This is a genomic window from Kitasatospora sp. CM 4170 (assembly GCF_032110285.1).
GTDB classification, from domain to species: Bacteria; Actinomycetota; Actinomycetes; order Streptomycetales; family Streptomycetaceae; genus Kitasatospora; species Kitasatospora aburaviensis.
On the sequence record NZ_CP134877.1, the window covers coordinates 3,736,575 to 3,753,183 of the forward strand.

Consider the following 16,609-nt stretch of genomic DNA (forward strand, 5'->3'; position numbering starts at 1 on the left):
CGGTCGGGGGGCCCTTTCGCACGTCTGACTACTGCGCGGCGGTCTCGCGCTGCTTGCGCCAGCGGATGCCGGCCTCGATGAAGCCGTCGATGTCGCCGTCCAGCACACCCTGCGGGTTGCCGACCTCGTACTCGGTGCGGACGTCCTTGACCATCTGGTACGGGTGCAGCACGTAGGAGCGCATCTGGTTGCCCCAGGAGCTGCCGCTGTCCTTGAGCGCGTCCATCGCCGCGCGCTCCTCCTGGCGGCGCCGCTCCAGCAGCTTGGCCTGGAGGACGTTCATCGCGGACGCCTTGTTCTGGATCTGCGAGCGCTCGTTCTGGCAGGAGACCACCACACCGGTCGGGATGTGCGTGATGCGCACCGCCGAGTCGGTCGTGTTGACGCCCTGGCCGCCGGGGCCGGAGGCGCGGTACACGTCGATGCGCAGCTCCGACTCGTCGATGTCGACGTGGTCGGACTGCTCGACGACCGGGAGGACCTCGACGCCGGCGAACGAGGTCTGCCGGCGGCCCTGGTTGTCGAACGGCGAGATGCGGACCAGGCGGTGGGTGCCCTGCTCGACCGAGAGCGTGCCGTAGGCGTAGGGGGCCTTGACGGTGAAGGTCGCGGACTTGATGCCGGCCTCCTCCGCGTACGAGGTGTCGTACACCTCGGTCGGGTACCCGTGCCGCTCGGCCCAGCGCAGGTACATGCGCATCAGCTGCTCGGCGAAGTCGGCGGCGTCCACGCCACCGGCCTCGGCGCGGATGTTGATCAGCGCCTCGCGGGCGTCGTACTCGCCGGAGAGGAGGGTGCGGACCTCCAGCTCCTCGACCGCCTTCTTGACGGCCTCCAGCTCGTTCTCGGCCTCGACGCGGGTGTCCGCGTCGTCCTCGGCCTCGGCGAGCTCGAACAGGACGCCGAGGTCGTCGATACGGCCGCGCAGGGTCCCGACCCGGCGCAGCTCGCCCTGGAGGAAGGAGAGCCGGCTGGTCACCTTCTGCGCGTTCGCGACGTCGTCCCACAGGTCGGGGGCGGCTGCCTCCTCCTCCAGGCGCGCGATGTCGGCCCGGATCTTGTCCAGGTCGAGGACGGCCTCGATCGACCCCATGGTCGTTTCGAGGTTCTTGAGCTCTTCGGAAGGATCGACGGCTGCCACGCCCCCCAGGGTAATGGTTCCGGGGGTGGTCATGACGACACCGGGGTCCCCCGGTCCGCTACGGGGCCCGCGGGGCGGTGGAGTGGACCGCCGGACGGGCCGGGTGGCCGGCGTCCGGGGCGGTCGCGGCGAAGGCCGTCCAGGCCGCCGCGGCGCCGGCCAGCAGCAGGACGACGGCCACCAGCACGGCCAGCACCCGGCGGCGGCGCAGCAGGGCCTGGCGGTCCCGCCGGTGGGCGGCGCCGGGGGTGGCGCGCTGGGCGCGGGACTCCGCCGCGTAGGAGGCCAGCTCCTGCGCGGAGGGGCGGCGCAGGCTGGTGTGGGTGTCGCGGGTGGAGTCGGGGGCGGCACCGGGCACCAGCGGGACGGCCGGGCCGCGGCGGCGCTTGTGGGTGCCGGGGCCGGCGTCCACCTCGGCGTAGACCGCCTCGCCGGGGGTGAGCGCCTCCTCGGCCGGGGCGCGGCCCTGCTGCGGGATCGCCAGCACCGGGAGCCCGGCCAGTGCGGGCAGCTGCTCGCGCAGCCGGTCCGCCAGCTCGGCGGCGCGCAGCCGGGAGGCCGGCGCCTTGGCCAGGCACTCGGCGATGATCCGCCAGAGCCCGTCCGGCAGGCCGGGCACCGGCGGCACCTGCTCGGTGACGTGGCGGCGCAGCACCGCGCCGGTGTGGCCGCCGCCGAACGGGGTGAAGCCGGCCAGCAGCTCGTACAGGACGGTGGCGAGGGCGTAGATGTCGACGGCCGCGCGCGGCTCCAGGCCCTCGATGATCTCCGGCGCGAGGTAGTCGGGGGTGCCGATGATCCGGGTGGCCCTGGTCCGGCGCGGGGCGTCGACCAGGCGGGCCACGCCGAAGTCGGTCAGCTTGGCGCGCGGGGCGCCGCCGGGGCCGGGGACGGCGGCGAGGTCGAGCAGGACGTTCTCGGGCTTGACGTCGCGGTGGACGATGCCGGCGGCGTGCGCGGCGGCCAGGCCGTCGGCGACGTCCGCGATGATCGAGACGGCGGTCTGCGGGGCGAGCGCCCCGTCGCGCTCCAGCCGGGAGCGCAGGTCGGTGCCCTGGACCAGCTCCATGACCAGGGCGAGGTCGCTGCCGTCGACGACCATGTCGCGCACGCCGACCACCCGGGGGTGGTCGAGGCTGGTCAGCGCGGCGCGCTCCTGGACGAAGCGGCCGACCAGCACCTGGTCGGCGGCGAGGTCCTCGCGCAGCAGCTTGACCGCCACCGGGCCGTCCGGCCCCTCGCCGAGCCAGACCGTCCCGGCCGAGCCGCGGCCGATCACCTGGTGGACGGTGTAGCGGCTGCCGATCTTGCGTGCCAATGCTGCTCCGTGGGCGGCGGGAGCGCACCGGGAGGGTCCGGGACGCTCGGTGGGGCGGGACAACAGCGACCAACCTACGCGCCCCGGACCCCTCCGCGGGCCGCCTGAGGCCGCTCGGCGGGTCCTGGCGGGCAGGAAATCCTGTGAATTGTCGACAAAGCGTCAAAGTTGCCGCCGGGGTGGGCAGCCGGAACCGCGGTGCCCGCCCGGCGACACTCCCCCGGGTCAGGTCTTCGAGCTCCCGACGAGGTCGCCCACCCAGTCGCTCGCGGTGTGGAACCAGCTCTGCACGGTGGCCCAGTACTCCGGCAGCGGCGTGAAGTTCCACAGCGCCACCGCCGCCACGGCCAGCACCAGCAGCACCATCAGGCAGCCCTTGAGGCAGCCGAGGCCCGGGATGTACATCCGGTTGCGGCTGCGCGGGCGCGGCTCGCGGGCGGGCCGGGGCTCCCGGCGGGCCGGCTCCGGCGGCGCCTCCCGGCGCTGCGGGGCCTCGCGGTACTGCGGCGCGGGCGGCTCCGCCCGGCGCGGCACGGCGGGCGGGGCCGGCTGCGGCGGCGGGGCCTGGTAGCCGCCGGGCGGCTGCTGCGCCGCACGGCCCTGCGGCTGCCCGTACCCGGGCGGCGGGGCCTGCCCGTAGCCGGGCGAGGGCGGCTGGCTGTAGCCGGGCGAGGGCGGCTGCGGGCGGCCGCCGGACGGCGCGTGGCCGCCCTGCCCCGCCTGGTAGGGCGGCGGGGCGACCGGCGGACGCTGGGCGTACCCGGGCGGCGGCGGGGCCTGCTGGTAGCCGCGCGGCGGCGGCTGCGGCGGCCGGTACCCGGGCGGGCCGGCCTGGCCGCCCTGTCCGGCCTGGTAGGGCGGCGGGGCGACCTGCGGGGCGTCGAAGTCCGCCGGGTCGAAGTAGCCGATCTCGGTCTGCTGGTTGCGGTCCCGGGCGGCCCGCAGCTGGGTCTGCCACGGGTGCGGCGCCTCGGCCTGCGGCGGTCCGGGCGGGGTCGGGGGGACCGCCGTCGGCGGCATCACCTGGGTGCGGTCGGCGGCGCCGTACGGGGCCGCCGGCGGCTGGGTGCCCATCACCCGGGTCGCGGCGGCCGGGTCGAACTGCCCGCCCGGCTGCCCGGCCGGCAGCACCTGGGTGCGGTCGTCGGCCCCGGGCGTGCCGACCGGGCCGGCGCCGTCCGGAGCGTTGCCGGGGACGGCGGTCGGCTGCGGGTCCGGCAGCAGCAGCGCACCGACCGCGAGGGCCGCGTCCACCGCCGCCGGGGAGGCGTGCACGCCGACGCCGGCCGCCACCACGCGCAGTGCCCGGGCCAGCGAGACGGCGCTCGGGCGCTGGGCCGGGTCCTTGCGCAGGCAGCGCTCGATCACCGTCCAGAGCGGGTCGGGCATGGTGGACGGGCGCTGCGGCTCCTGGGCCAGGTGGGCCTGGAGGATCGCCAGCGGTCCGTCGCCCTGGAACGGCTGCCGGCCGGTGACCAGCTCGTACAGCATGATCCCGGCGCCGTAGACGTCCACCGCGGAGGTCTGCGGGCGGCCCTCGGCGGACTCCGGCGCGACGTACGCCGGGGTGCCGACGAACTCGTGGGTGCGGGTGATGCCCGGGGAGTCGGCGAGCCGGGCGATGCCGAAGTCGGTCAGCATCGGGTGCATCTGCTCGGTGCCGTCCACCACGCTGGAGGCGAGCAGCACGTTGGCCGGCTTGAGGTCGCGGTGGACGATGCCGTCGGCGTGGCTGGCCGCCAGCGCGTCGGCCACCTGGGCCATCAGCAGGGCGCCGGCGATCGGGCTGAACGGGCCGTTGCCGCGCAGGTAGCGGGCCAGGTCCGGCCCCTCGATCAGGTCCATCACCAGGGCCAGCAGCTCGCCCTCGACGACCAGGTCGCGGACCTTGACGATGTTGGGGTGGGTGAGCCGCAGCAGCAGGGAGCGCTCCCGCAGGAACCGCATCACCACGTCCGGGTCGGCCGCCAGTTCCTCGCGCAGCACCTTGATCGCCACCTGCTGCCCCGGCTCGCTGCCGGGCACGGCGACGTCGCCGCGCACCCGTCCGCGCCAGACGGTGCCGGTGGCCCCCCGTCCGAGGGTCTCCTCAAGCAGATACTTGCTGCCGACTGGCCGCACCTGTCGCACTCCTCGCCGTGCCGGCCGCGGTGCGCTCCTCCGCCGGTGCGGTGAGCCTGCCGGGCCCGTGTTCCGGCCACTCTAACGGTGTCCGTTCACGTTTTTGAGGTGACCGGCGAGGGGCGCGCACGGGTCTCGGGGACATCCCCCACGGGGTCCCCGGAGACCACCTGGCCGGGCCCGGAGGGCGGCGGTTGACCTGACTCCCCGTCGCCCGCAACATGGCGATGATCGCAAGATCGTCAAATCCGGTACCGTGCGCGGACTGTCGGTGACGGATGGCAGGATGACACTCGCCACTCTTGTGGCCCAGTGCCGTCACGGCCGCCGACAGGCGCGCCGACCGCCGGCAGGCAGGGCAGCGGGCGTCAGCACCAGGCGTCATCACCAGCAGAAGGGACCGCGGGCGAGATGCAGATCCGGCTGACCGTCCTCCGACCGCGCAGCGGCCCGGCAGCCGCCGGCTCCGCCATCCCCTACGTGGACGTGCTGGTCACCGCGCCCGTGGGCACCGCGCTCGGCTCCGTCGCGGGCGCCCTCGCGGGCGCCGTGGGCGTGCGCGGCCCACGGGCCGCCACCCATGTGCACCTCTACGCCGGGGCGCACCGGGTGGACGAACACACCCTGCTCGGCCACCCGCCGCTGCTCGACGGCGCGGTGCTCAGCCTCAACGAGCCCGACCCGACCGCCGACGACCCCGACGACGGCACCGCCGCCGCCGAGCTGCGCGTGGTCGGCGGCCCCGACGCCGGCGGCGTGCACCGGCTGCACGGCCGGGAGATCCGGGTCGGCCGCTCCGGCGAGGCCGACGTCCCGCTCGACGACCCGGACGTCTCCCGCCTCCACCTCGCCCTCCACCTCGGCGAGGACGGCAGGGTCACCGTCCGCGACCTCGGCTCCACCAACGGCACCACGCTGGACGGCCGGCTCGTCCCGCCCGGCCCGCCGGAGGAGGCCGTCCCGCTCGACGGCACCGCCCTGCTCCGGATCGGCGAGTCCACCCTCCAGGTCACCGCCCCCGACCTCGGGGACGGCTCCGGGGCACCGGTCCGCGCGGCGCTGCCCGACGGCCACGGCCACCTCCAGCTCGCCCCGCCCCCGCCGGCCCGGCCCGCCCCGCCCGCCGCCGAACCGCCGGCCGCCCCCGAGCCCGCCGCGGGCCGCGGTCGCGGCCTGCTCTCGCTCCGGCTCGGCCGCTCCGCCGCCGAACCGCCCGAGGAGAGCGCCGAGCGCCACCACGCCGCCGTCCGGCTCCGCCAGACCGCCGCCCAGCGCGAACGCTTCCCCGACCTCGCCACCCTGCTGCTCAACGCCCTCGGCCCCGGCCCGCGGCTCTGGGAGCGCGGCCCCGGCCACCCCGACGCGCTCACCCTCCGCCTCGGCACCGGCGACCGGCCCGGCGGCCCCGGCACCAGCCCCGGCACCCTGCTGCCGGCCGTCCCGGTCACCCTCGACCTGCAGACCGCCGGCAGCCTCGGCCTGAGCGGCCCGCGCGAGCGCCTCGACGCCCTCACCCGTGCCGTCGTCGCCCAGCTCGCCGCGCTGCACCCACCCACCGGCCTCAGCCTGGTCGTGGTCGACGCCGACCCGGCCCGCCCGGCCCAGGACCGCGCCGACACCTGGGCCTGGGCCCTCTGGCTGCCGCACCTGCGCCCCACCGACGGCCAGGACTGCCGACTGCTGATCGGCCTCGACGACGAGCAGGCCACCGCCCGGCTCGGCGAGCTCACCGCCCGGCTCAGCGGCCCGATCGGCCTCGGCGGCCACCCGGCCACCGTGGTCGTGGTCGACGGCCGCCCGGCCACCGAGTCCGCCCGGCAGGCGCTCGACCTGCTGCTGCGCCAGGGCCCGGCGGTCGGGATCTTCCCGATCTGCCTCGCCGAACAGCCCGAGCTGCTGCCGCGCGGGCTCGGCGCCACCGCCCTGATCACCGGGGAGGTCGGCACCCACCTCTCGCTCGACCGGCCGGTCGCGCGCGGCCGAGAGACCCTGCACGAGATCGCGCTGGACGCCGTCTCGGACGCCTGGGCGGAGCGGCTGGCCCGGGTGCTGGCCCCGCTGCGCGAGGCCGTCCCGGCCGCCCGCGGCCCGCTGCCGGACGCGCTGCGCCTGCTCGACCTGCTCCAGCTCGACACCGTCACCCCGGCCAAGCTGTCCGCCCGCTGGGCGGCCCACGCCGGCGGCATCGGCGCCGCCACCGCCCTGCTCGGCACCACCCGCGACGAGCTCTGCACGCTCGACCTCGCCGACCCCGAGCTCACCCTCCCCTCCCCCGACCCGGGCGGCCCGCACCTGCTGGTCGGCGGCGCGCGCGGCTCCGGCAAGACCGAGCTGCTGCGCACGCTGGTCGCCTCGCTGGCCGTCTCCGAGCGGCCCGAGCGGCTGGCCGTCACCATCATCGAGGGCCGCGCGGTGGAGGACGGCCTCGACGGCTGCACCGAACTGCCGCACGTCACCGGCCATGTGAACGCGGCCGCCGATCCGCGCGCCGCGCTGCTCGCGGCCGAGGCGCTGGAGGACGAACTCGCCCTGCGCGAGCGGCTCTTCGACGGCCTGGACTTCGCCTCCTGGCACGCCGCCCGCATCCTCGACGGCGAGCGGGGCCTCGCCGGCGGGGGCCTGGACGCGCAGCGGCCCGCCGTGCCGGTGCCGGCCGTGGTCGGGGCCGCCGGCCCGCTGGCCCAGGTGCCGGCCCAGGCCTCGAAGAGCGGTCCGCCGCGCACGGCCGAACCCCGCCGACCCGCCGCCGCGCCGGTGCCGGCCCGGCTGGTCGTCGTGGTGGACGACTACGACGCCCTGCTCTCCCCCACCTCCCCGGCCGGCCGCCCGCTCGCCCGCGCGCTGGCGGCGGTCGCCCGCCGCGGCGGCCCGCTCGGTGTCCACCTCGCGGTCACCACCGGCCGCCCGGAGGAGAGCGCCGGCACCGAGGTCGACGACGCCGCGCTGCTCCGGATCGCCCTGCGCACGGACGACCCCGCCGACTCCGACCTGCTGATCCACCTCGGCGACGCCGCCTCGCTCGCCGAGGACACCCCCGGCCGCGGCTACCTGCGGCTGCCGGACGGCGGCGTGACCGCCTTCCAGACCGCCCGGATCAGCGGCCGCATCCCCCGCACCGCGACCCTGCGGCCCACCGTCGTCGCCATAGAGCCGCTCCAGCTCGGCGCCCCGCCGGCCCGCCGGCCGGTCCGCGAGCTGGGCAACGGGCCGACCGACCTCGCCCTGCTCGCCAGCGCCCTCCAGCGGGCGGCCAAGCACTGACCGGCGGCGGGCGGCCGGTGGGGCCGCCCGCCCCGGCCCGCCGCCCGACGAAGGGTCAGGAGGGCCGGGGGCAGGGCGTCAGGAGCAGTACGTTCCGCGCTTGACCAGGGCGAGGCCGGCGACCTTCGCGCCGTCCATGGTGAACTCGTACACCCAGCCCTCGCTGCTCTGACGGCCCTCGGCCGGCATCTCGAACCGGCCGTCCTTCTCCGCCGCCTTCAGGCCCTTGGCGTCATAGGCCTGCTTGAGCTCGTCCAGGGTCGAGCCGGCGCCGATCCCCTCCGCGGTGCGGGTCCCGGCCGGGGCGACCAGCTCGCGCAGGCCCGTGGTGCCGAAGCCGGCCCGGCCGGTGGCCAGGAAGGCCTGGTCGCGGTTCTTGCGGGCCGTTTCGAGGGCCTTGGCGTCCTGGGAGAGCCGGTCCAAGTCCTTCATGTCGGCGGCGTCCTGATCCAGCCGCGCCTTCTCCCGCTTGTAGAACTCCTGCATCTCCTGCGGCGAGGCGCCCGGCGCCGGCTTCTCGCGGGACTTGAGCTTCGCCGCGATCTCGTCCAGCTTGGCGAGGTACGCGTCCGACTTGGCTCTGGCGTCCGTCTCCGCGGCCATCCGGACCGGGTCCGGGGCCGGGCCGCCCTTGTAGGCGAGGTCGGTGCAGCCGTTGAGCAGCGAGACCGGTGCGGTCTCCAGGGCACCGGTGGCGAGCGCCTCGTCCTTGGTCATCCCGAGCTTCAGCCCCCGGTATCCGCCGGTGCCGAACGGCTCCGGGATCGGGGTGGCGGTGGCCGCCGACGCCGCCGCGGTCGTGTCCGCCCCGTCCGGCCCACAGGCCGCCGCCCCGGTGACGACCACCGCCACGGCCAGAACGGCCCCCGTCGTACGCCCGGTCCACGTCTTCCGCACAGTGATCATCCCCCTCGTTCGCAGGCAACCGTACCGAACATGTGTGCGGACAACGCGGCGGGGCCCGCGTCCGAAGACGCGGGCCCCGCCGGTGGAGCCGACTGCCGTCAGCGCATCGAACCGGTGCGCAGCAGGGTGCGGATGACGCGCATCGCGACCGAGAGGCTGGACAGCTCGTAGTTGTCCGAACCCCTTATGTCGTCGAGGGTGCTCTTGGCGCGGTTCAGCAGGGTGGCGTTGAGCTCCGCCCAGGCGGTGTACCGCTCCTCGGGGGTGGCGCCCTCGGGGCCGCAGGCCAGGATGTCGGCGGTCAGGGCCGCGTGGGCCGCGAAGAGGTCCTCGCGGATGGCGGCGCGGGCCATCGACGACCAGCGGTCGACCCGGGGCAGCTCGATGATGCGGTCGAGCAGGTGGGTGATCTGGAGGCGGTCGGCGAGGTCGTAGTACAGCTCGGCGACCTCGGCGACGTCCTTGCCGGACCGGTCCGCGACCTCGGTGATGTCCAGGGTCGGGAAGGTCGAGGACAGGCCCGCGATCCGGGTGGCCAGGGCCTCCGGCACACCGGCCGCGGCCAGCTCGTTGTAGACCGACTCGAACCACGCCAGGTCCTCGCCGCGCAGCGGCTTGGGCAGCGAGCCCCAGACCTGGTTCACCCGGTCGTGGAAGAACTCGATGGTGCCGGCGATGTCGAGCGGCTGGCGGCGGTTGTTGAGCATCCACCGGGTGGCGCGCTCGACGAGCCGGCGCGAGTGCAGCCGCATCTTGGTCTGGGCACGGGCCGGGACCTTGTTGTCCAGGGCCTCGATCTCGGACCAGATCTCCTCCAGGCCGAAGACGGCCCGGGCGGCGGTGTGCGTCCGCGCGATCTCCTCGTACGTGGCGCCGGTCTCCTCCTTCAGCCGGAAGGCGAAGGTGCAGCCACCGCGGTTGATCGTGTCGTTGACGATCAGCGTGGTGATGATCTCGCGGCGCAGCGCGTGCTGGTCGATCGCGTCGGCGAACTTCGCCCGCAGCGCGCTCGGGAAGTACTCGTGCAGCGCGGTGCGGAAGAACGGGTCGTCGGGCAGCTCGGTGGCGAGCAGCTCGTCGGCCAGGGTGATCTTGGTGTACGCGAGCAGCACGGACAGCTCGGGCTGGGAGAGCCCGCGGCCGTTCTGCTGGCGCTCGCGGATCTGCCGCTCGGCGGGCAGGAACTCCAGGGCCCGGTCGAGCTGGCCGCCCGCCTCCAGGCGGTTGATCATCCGGGAGTGGACGTTGACCATGCTGTGCGCCTGGGCGACGGCGTTGGCCAGCACCACGTTCTGCGCGTAGTTGTTGCGCAGCACGAGGCGGCCGACCTCGTCGGTCATCTCCGCGAGCAGGGCGTTGCGCTGCTTGACCGTCATGTCGCCGTCGGCGACCACCTGGTTGAGCAGGATCTTGATGTTGACCTCGTGGTCCGAGGTGTCCACGCCGGCCGAGTTGTCGATGGCGTCGGTGTCGACCCAGCCGCCGGCGCTCTGCGGGCCGCCGGAGGCCGCGTACTCGATGCGGCCGAGCTGGGTGCAGCCGAGGTTGCCGCCCTCGCCGATGACCCGGGCCCGGACCTGCTCGCCGTTGACGCGGATGGCGTCGTTGGCCTTGTCGCCGACCTCGGCGTTGGTCTCGGCCGCGGCCTTGATGTAGGTGCCGATGCCGCCGTTCCAGAACAGGTCGACGGGCGCCTGCAGGATCGCCTTCATCAGCTCGGCCGGGGTGAGGCGGGCGTCCTCGATGCCCAGCGCGGCCCGGACCTGCGGGCTGAGCTGGATCGACTTGGCGCTGCGCGGGAAGACGCCGCCGCCCGCGGAGATCAGCGACTTGTCGTAGTCGTCCCAGGAGCTGCGCGGCAGGTCGAAGAGGCGGCGGCGCTCGGCGTAGGAGACGGCCGCGTCCGGGTTGGGGTCGAGGAAGATGTGCCGGTGGTCGAAGGCGGCGACCAGGCGGATGTGCTCGCTGAGCAGCATGCCGTTGCCGAAGACGTCACCGGACATGTCGCCGATGCCGACCACCGTGAAGTCCTCGGCCTGGGTGTCGACGCCGAGCTCGCGGAAGTTGCGCTTGACCGACTCCCAGGCGCCGCGGGCGGTGATGCCCATGCCCTTGTGGTCGTAGCCGGCCGAGCCGCCGGAGGCGAACGCGTCGCCCAGCCAGAAGCCGTACGACTCGGCGACACCGTTGGCGATGTCGGAGAAGGTCGCGGTGCCCTTGTCGGCGGCGACGACCAGGTAGGTGTCGTCCTCGTCGTGGCGGACCACGTCGGCCGGGTGGACGACCTCGCCGCCGACCAGGTTGTCGGTGATGTCGAGCAGCGCCGAGATGAAGGTCTTGTAGGACGCGATGCCCTCGGCCAGCCAGGCGTCGCGGTCCACCGACGGGTCCGGCAGCTGCTTGGCGACGAAGCCGCCCTTGGCACCGACCGGGACGATGACGGTGTTCTTCACCATCTGCGCCTTGACCAGGCCGAGGATCTCGGTGCGGAAGTCCTCACGCCGGTCGGACCAGCGCAGACCGCCGCGGGCGACCTTGCCGAAGCGCAGGTGCACGCCCTCGACCTGCGGCGAGTAGACCCAGATCTCGAACGCCGGGCGCGGGGCCGGCAGGTCCGGGATGGCCTTCGGGTCGAACTTCATCGACACGTAGGAGTGCCACTCGCCCGAGTCGCCCGTGTGCTGGAAGAAGTTGGTGCGCAGGGTGGCCTTGATGAGGTGCAGGAAGGAGCGCAGGATGCGGTCCTCGTCCAGCGAGACGACCTCGTCCAGCGCGCCGGCCAGCTCCTCCAGGATGCCCTCGGTCAGCTCGGCGGCGCCCTGCTGGTGGCTGGGGCTCAGCCGGGCCTCGAAGAGGTTGACCAGCAGACGGGTGGTGTGGGTGTTGTTGCGGAGCGCGTCCTCCATGTAGTCCTGGGAGAACGTGGAGCCCGCCTGGCGCAGGTACTTGGCGTACGTGCGCAGCATCATCGCCTGGCGCCAGGTCAGCCCGGCGGTCAGGACCAGCTCGTTGAAGCCGTCGTTCTCGGCCTTGCCCATCCAGGTGGCGGCGAAGGTCTCCTGGAAGCGCTCGCGCGCCTCGTCGGTGAGCCCGGTGGCCTCGCGCAGCTTCAGGCCGAAGTCGTAGACCCAGGCGCTGGTGCCGTCCGCGCGGGTCAGCGCGTACGGGTGCTCGTCGAGCACCTCGACGCCCAGGCGCTGCAGGACCGGCAGGACCTCGGTGAGCGAGATCGGGCCGCCGACCCGGTAGATCTTGAAGCGGCGCTCGTCGTCGCCGGCGCCGACCGGCTGGTACAGGTTGAGGCGGAAGTCGCCCTCGCCGTGCAGTGACTCGATCTGCTTGATGTCCGCCACCGCGGTGCGCGCGGTGAAGTCGGCGCGGTAGCCGTCGGGGAAGGCGTTGCCGTACTTGCGGGAGAGCTCGGCGGCCTTCTCCTCGCCCAGCTCCAGGTGCAGCTGGTCGTTGAAGCCGTCCATCCAGAACCGGGCGGCCTCGGCCAGCTTGGCCTCGATCCGCTCGATCTCGGCGTCGGTCAGGTGCGGCAGCTCGCTGCCGGGGGTGACCCGGACGACGAAGTGCAGACGGGTCAGCACCGACTCCGTCGACCAGACCGTGTAGTCGATCGAGGCGCCGTTGAGCTCCTGCATCAGGATGTCCATCAGGCGCAGCCGGATGCGGGTGGTGTAGCGGTCGCGCGGCAGGTAGACCAGCGCGGAGAAGTAGCGGCCGTACTCGTCCTGGCGCAGGAACAGCCGCAGCCGGCGGCGCTCCTGCAGGTAGAGGACGCTGGTGGCGATCTGGAGCAGCTCGTCGGCCGCGGTCTGGAAGATCTCGTCCCGGGGGAAGGTCTCCAGGATCTGCAGCAGGTCGCGGCCGTCGTGGCTCTCGGTGGAGAAGCCGGACTGGGCGATGACGTCCTGGACCTTGCGGCGCACGACCGGGATGCGGCTGACCGACTCGGTGTAGGCGGCGGCCGAGAACAGGCCGAGGAAGCGGCGCTCGCCGACGACCTCGCCGTTGGCGTCGAACTTCTTCACGCCGACGTAGTCGAGGTAGGCCGGGCGGTGCACGGTGGCACGGCTGTTGGCCTTGGTGAGGACGAGCAGCTTCTTCTCGTGGGCCTTGGCGCGCACCGGCGCGGAGAGCCGGCCGAAGGCCTCGCTGACCGGGTGGTGGTCGTCGTCGTGGCTGAGCGGGTCGGAGCGCAGGATGCCGAGGCCGGTGCCGGCGACGGCCTTCAGGACCTCCTCGCCCTCGTGCTCGACCAGGTCGTACTCGCGGTAGCCGAGGAAGGTGAAGTGGTCGTCGGCGAGCCAGCGCATCAGCTCCCAGGCCTCGCCGACCTCCTGCTCGGGCAGGCCGGCCGGGGGCTGCTCGGCCAGCTCGTCGGCCATGCGCAGCGCGGAGTCGCGCATCTTGCCCCAGTCCTCGACGACCTCGCGGACGTCGCCGAGCACGCGGCGCAGGTTGGCCTCGATCGAGCGGAGGTCCTCGCGGTCCGTCTCGCGGTCGATCTCGATGTGCATCCACGACTCGACGGTGGCGTCGGCGGGCCACTCGGCGCCGGCGGCCTTGCTGCGGGCGCAGGCGTCGATGTCCAGGATCTCCAGCAGCTTGCCGGTGATGTCACGGCGGACGACCAGCTGGGGGTGGATCACGATGTGGATCGCACGGTCCTGGCGGGACAGCTCGTTGGTGACCGAGTCGACCAGGAACGGCATGTCGTCGGTGACGACCTCGACCACGGTGTGGCCGCAGGACCAGCCGTTCTCCTCCACCGAGGGGGTGTGCACCCGCACCTCGGCGGTGCCCTGCGGGCGCTTGAGCCCGAGCCGGTAGTGCGAGGCGGCCGCGCCGTACACGTCGACCGGGTCGTGGTCGACCAGGTCCTCGGGCGCGGTGTGGAGGTAGTAGTGGTGCAGGTACGCGGTCAGAGCGCCGTTGCTCAGGCCCTCCCCCGGCGCCGCTCCCCCCACCTGGCTGTTCTCAGCGGCTGCTGCTGCCTTCGTGAGCAGTTCGGCCTTGGCTGCGTCCAGCTTGGTCTGCATGACTTCATGGCTCCTGTCGCGCGCCGTTGCGTGACTCGGTGGTGTGTGGGTGTGCACCGCCGGGTCTTCCGCAATCCTGCCGCACCGACCGACTGAAAGACTTCCATGGCACGCATGAAAAGCCTGTTCAGCGGGTAGGACGAGACATTCGGCCTGCAGCCACCCGACGACGCCAGCCAGCCTAACGGGAGGAATCGAAGGTGTCAGGGGACAGGGAGGCGCAATCCTGCAGGAAGATCCGGCCGTCCTGGACACCGTGTCCAAACCGGCCGGTCATGTTCGCCGTCGGCTTCGCCACCAGCGGTAACGCCCCGCGCACCCGGCGGGCCGGTCAGCCCATGTGCGGGTAGCCGTACGAGGTCGGCGGGACGAAGGTCTCCTTGATCGAGCGGGCGGAGGTCCAGCGGAGCAGGTTCTGCGCCGCGCCGGCCTTGTCGTTGGTGCCCGAGGCCCGGCCACCGCCGAACGGCTGCTGGCCGACGACCGCGCCGGTCGGCTTGTCGTTGATGTAGAAGTTGCCCGCGGTGAACCGCAGCGCCTCCACGGCCTGGGCGATCGCGTACCGGTCCTGGGCGATCACCGCCCCGGTCAGGCCGTAGGGAGCCCCGCCGTCGACCCGGCCGAGCACGTCCTCCCAGCGCGAGTCCTCGTAGACGTGCACGGCGAGGATGGGGCCGAAGTACTCGGTCCGGAACATCTCGTTGCGGTGGTCGGAGGAGACCAGCACGGTCGGACGGACGAACCAGCCGATCGCGTCGTCGTACTGGCCGCCGGCGACCAGCTCCACCGTCGGGTCGCTCTTCGCCCGGTCGATCGCGTCCCGGTTCTTCTCGAAGGCCCGCCGGTCGATCAGCGCGCCCATGAAGTTCGAGAAGTCGGTGACGTCCCCGACGGCCAGCGCGTCCACCTCGGCCAGGAAGTCGTCCTTGATCCGCTGCCAGACGCTGCGCGGCAGGTAGGCGCGGGAGAGCGCCGAGCACTTCTGGCCCTGGTACTCGAAGGCGCCGCGGACCAGCGCCGTCCGCAGGATGTCCGGGTCGGCCGAGCGGTGGGCCAGCAGGAAGTCCTTGCCGCCGGTCTCGCCGACGATCCGCGGGTACGTCCGGTAGCCGGCGATGTTGGCGCCGACGGTCTTCCAGAGCGACTGGAAGGTGGCGGTGGAGCCGGTGAAGTGCAGCCCGGCCAGGGCCGGGTCGGCGAGCGCCACCGCGGAGAGCTGCTGCCCGTCACCGGTCACCAGGTTGATCACGCCGGGCGGTAGGCCGGCCGCCTCCAGCAGCCGCATCAGGTGGTGCGCGGCCAGCGTCTGGGTCGGCGCGGGCTTCCAGACCACGGTGTTGCCCATCAGCGCGGGGGCCGTCGGCAGGTTGCCGGCGATGGCGGTGAAGTTGAACGGCGTGATCGCGTAGACGAAGCCCTCCAGCGGGCGGTGGTCGGTGCGGTTCCACACCCCCGGCGAGGAGATCGGCTGGTCCGCCAGGATCCGCCGGGCGAAGTCGACGTTGAACCGCCAGAAGTCGATCAGCTCGCAGGCGGAGTCGATCTCGGCCTGCTGCACCGTCTTGGACTGGCCGAGCATGGTGGCCGCGTTGAGCGTCTCCCGCCAGGGTCCGGCGAGCAGGTCGGCGGCGCGCAGGAAGACCGCGGCCCGGTCGTCGAAGGAGAGCGAGCGCCACTCCCGCCCGGCCGCCAGCGCCGCGTCCACCGCCGCCCGGGCGTCCTCCCGGGTGGCGTTGCCGAGGACGCCGAGCCTGGCCGCGTGGTGGTGCGGCTGGACGACGTCGATCCGCTCGCCGCCGCCGAAGCGCTGCTCGCCGCCGATGGTCATCGGCAGCGGGATCTGCTCGGCCGCCAGCTCGTCCAGCCGGCGCACCAGCCGGGCCCGCTCCGGGCTGCCGGGCGCGTAGCCCCGCACCGGCTCGTTGCCCGGGGTCGGGACCTGGGTGACTGCGTCGATGGGCATGGCGGCTCTCGCTCTCCTCGCCGGGGGTGGGCTGGCGTCAATCCAGCCTGACGAGGGGAGGGCCGGTTCGCCCGCTCAGACACGCCACCGGAGGACGTGGTCCGCACCACGTCGACCGGCCCGCGCCGACGGCGGCGTGGCCCGGCGGGGGCTCAGCCGGGGCCCGACGGGGGCCGGCGTGGAGCTCAGCCGGCGATCCGCCCGGCCAGCTCGACCGCCTCGGCCAGGCTGTCCACCACCGGGACGCCCACCGGCTCCAGCTTCTCCCGGGTGTGCGAGCCGCCGGTGTACAGCACCGCATGGGCGCCCGCGTGCAGCGCCGCCAGCGCGTCGTCCGCCGCGTCGCCGATCAGCACCGTCCGGGCCGGGTCCACGTGCTCGCCGAGCGCGGCCAGGTGCCGGGTGAGGTGCTCCGCCTTCTGCCCGCCGGACGGGCCGCTGCGCCCGTCGACCCGCAGGAAGTGGCCGGTCAGCCCGAAGCCGTCGACGATCGGCACCAGCTTCTCGTGCTCGTACATCGACAGCAGCGACTGGCTGTGGCCGGCCGCCCGCCAGTCGGCCAGCAGCTCCAGTACGCCCTCGGTCAGCCCGCAGGCCGCGCTCAGCTCGCGGTAGCGGACGTGGAAGGCGTCGTCCAGGAGCAGCCACTCGGCCTCGGAGGGCAGCCGGCCGAGCAGCCGCTGGTAGAAGCGGGGGATCGGGATCTCGTACTGCTCCCGGTACTCCTGCATGGTCATCGGCCCGATGCCGACGCTCGCGAACGCGGCGTTGCTCGCGCCGAGCACCGCCTCCATGTCGTGGAAGAGCGTCCCGTTCCAGTCCCAGACGATATGAGTGCGCACGGAGGGAAC

General features: G+C 74.0%; 8 protein-coding genes. 1 reads left to right on the forward strand and 7 read right to left on the reverse strand.

What is annotated here, in order from left to right:
• Positions 1-28 precede the first annotated feature (28 nt).
• The 3 genes from prfB to RMN57_RS15605 form a co-directional block, all read right to left on the reverse strand.
• Complete coding sequence (gene prfB / locus RMN57_RS15595; RefSeq protein WP_313763995.1) at positions 29-1,141, reverse strand: peptide chain release factor 2; 1,113 nt, start codon at positions 1,139-1,141, stop codon at positions 29-31.
• A gap of 58 nt (positions 1,142-1,199) precedes the next feature.
• Positions 1,200-2,459 (reverse strand): serine/threonine-protein kinase, encoded by a 1,260-nt coding sequence (locus RMN57_RS15600; RefSeq protein WP_313763996.1) that lies wholly within the window; start codon positions 2,457-2,459, stop codon positions 1,200-1,202.
• Positions 2,460-2,684: 225 nt separating this feature from the next.
• Entirely contained in the window at positions 2,685-4,580 is a 1,896-nt protein-coding gene (locus RMN57_RS15605) for a protein kinase domain-containing protein (protein ID WP_313763997.1), read from the reverse strand.
• A gap of 411 nt (positions 4,581-4,991) precedes the next feature.
• Between RMN57_RS15605 and RMN57_RS15610 the strand changes: the two genes are divergently transcribed.
• A complete protein-coding gene (locus RMN57_RS15610) occupies positions 4,992-7,841 on the forward strand; it encodes an FtsK/SpoIIIE domain-containing protein (protein ID WP_313763998.1) in 2,850 nt (949 codons plus the stop codon).
• Between the two features lie 78 nt (positions 7,842-7,919).
• Here RMN57_RS15610 and RMN57_RS15615 read toward each other — a convergent pair whose 3' ends face one another.
• From RMN57_RS15615 to RMN57_RS15630, 4 genes are all read right to left on the reverse strand, one after another.
• Complete coding sequence (locus RMN57_RS15615) at positions 7,920-8,747, reverse strand: hypothetical protein (RefSeq protein WP_313763999.1); 828 nt, start codon at positions 8,745-8,747, stop codon at positions 7,920-7,922.
• A gap of 98 nt (positions 8,748-8,845) precedes the next feature.
• Positions 8,846-13,795 carry an NAD-glutamate dehydrogenase gene (locus RMN57_RS15620; RefSeq protein ID WP_313764000.1) on the reverse strand — a complete coding sequence of 1,650 codons (4,950 nt, stop codon included), beginning with the start codon at positions 13,793-13,795 and terminating at the stop codon, positions 8,846-8,848.
• Positions 13,796-14,126: 331 nt separating this feature from the next.
• The gene (pruA, locus tag RMN57_RS15625) at positions 14,127-15,752 is read right to left on the reverse strand and encodes an L-glutamate gamma-semialdehyde dehydrogenase (RefSeq protein WP_313767836.1); all 1,626 of its coding nucleotides are present in this window, start codon (positions 15,750-15,752) and stop codon (positions 14,127-14,129) included.
• 191 nt (positions 15,753-15,943) lie between these two features.
• The gene (locus RMN57_RS15630; protein ID WP_313764001.1) at positions 15,944-16,600 is read right to left on the reverse strand and encodes an HAD family hydrolase; all 657 of its coding nucleotides are present in this window, start codon (positions 16,598-16,600) and stop codon (positions 15,944-15,946) included.
• Positions 16,601-16,609: the final 9 nt, after the last annotated feature.

Coding starts and splice junctions, on each gene's coding strand:
- RMN57_RS15610 (WP_313763998.1), top strand. CDS start 4,992: ATGCAGATCCGGCTGACCGTCCTCCGACCGCGCAGCGGCCCGGCAGCC.
- RMN57_RS15615 (WP_313763999.1), bottom strand. CDS start 8,747: ATGATCACTGTGCGGAAGACGTGGACCGGGCGTACGACGGGGGCCGTT.
- RMN57_RS15620 (WP_313764000.1), bottom strand. CDS start 13,795: ATGCAGACCAAGCTGGACGCAGCCAAGGCCGAACTGCTCACGAAGGCA.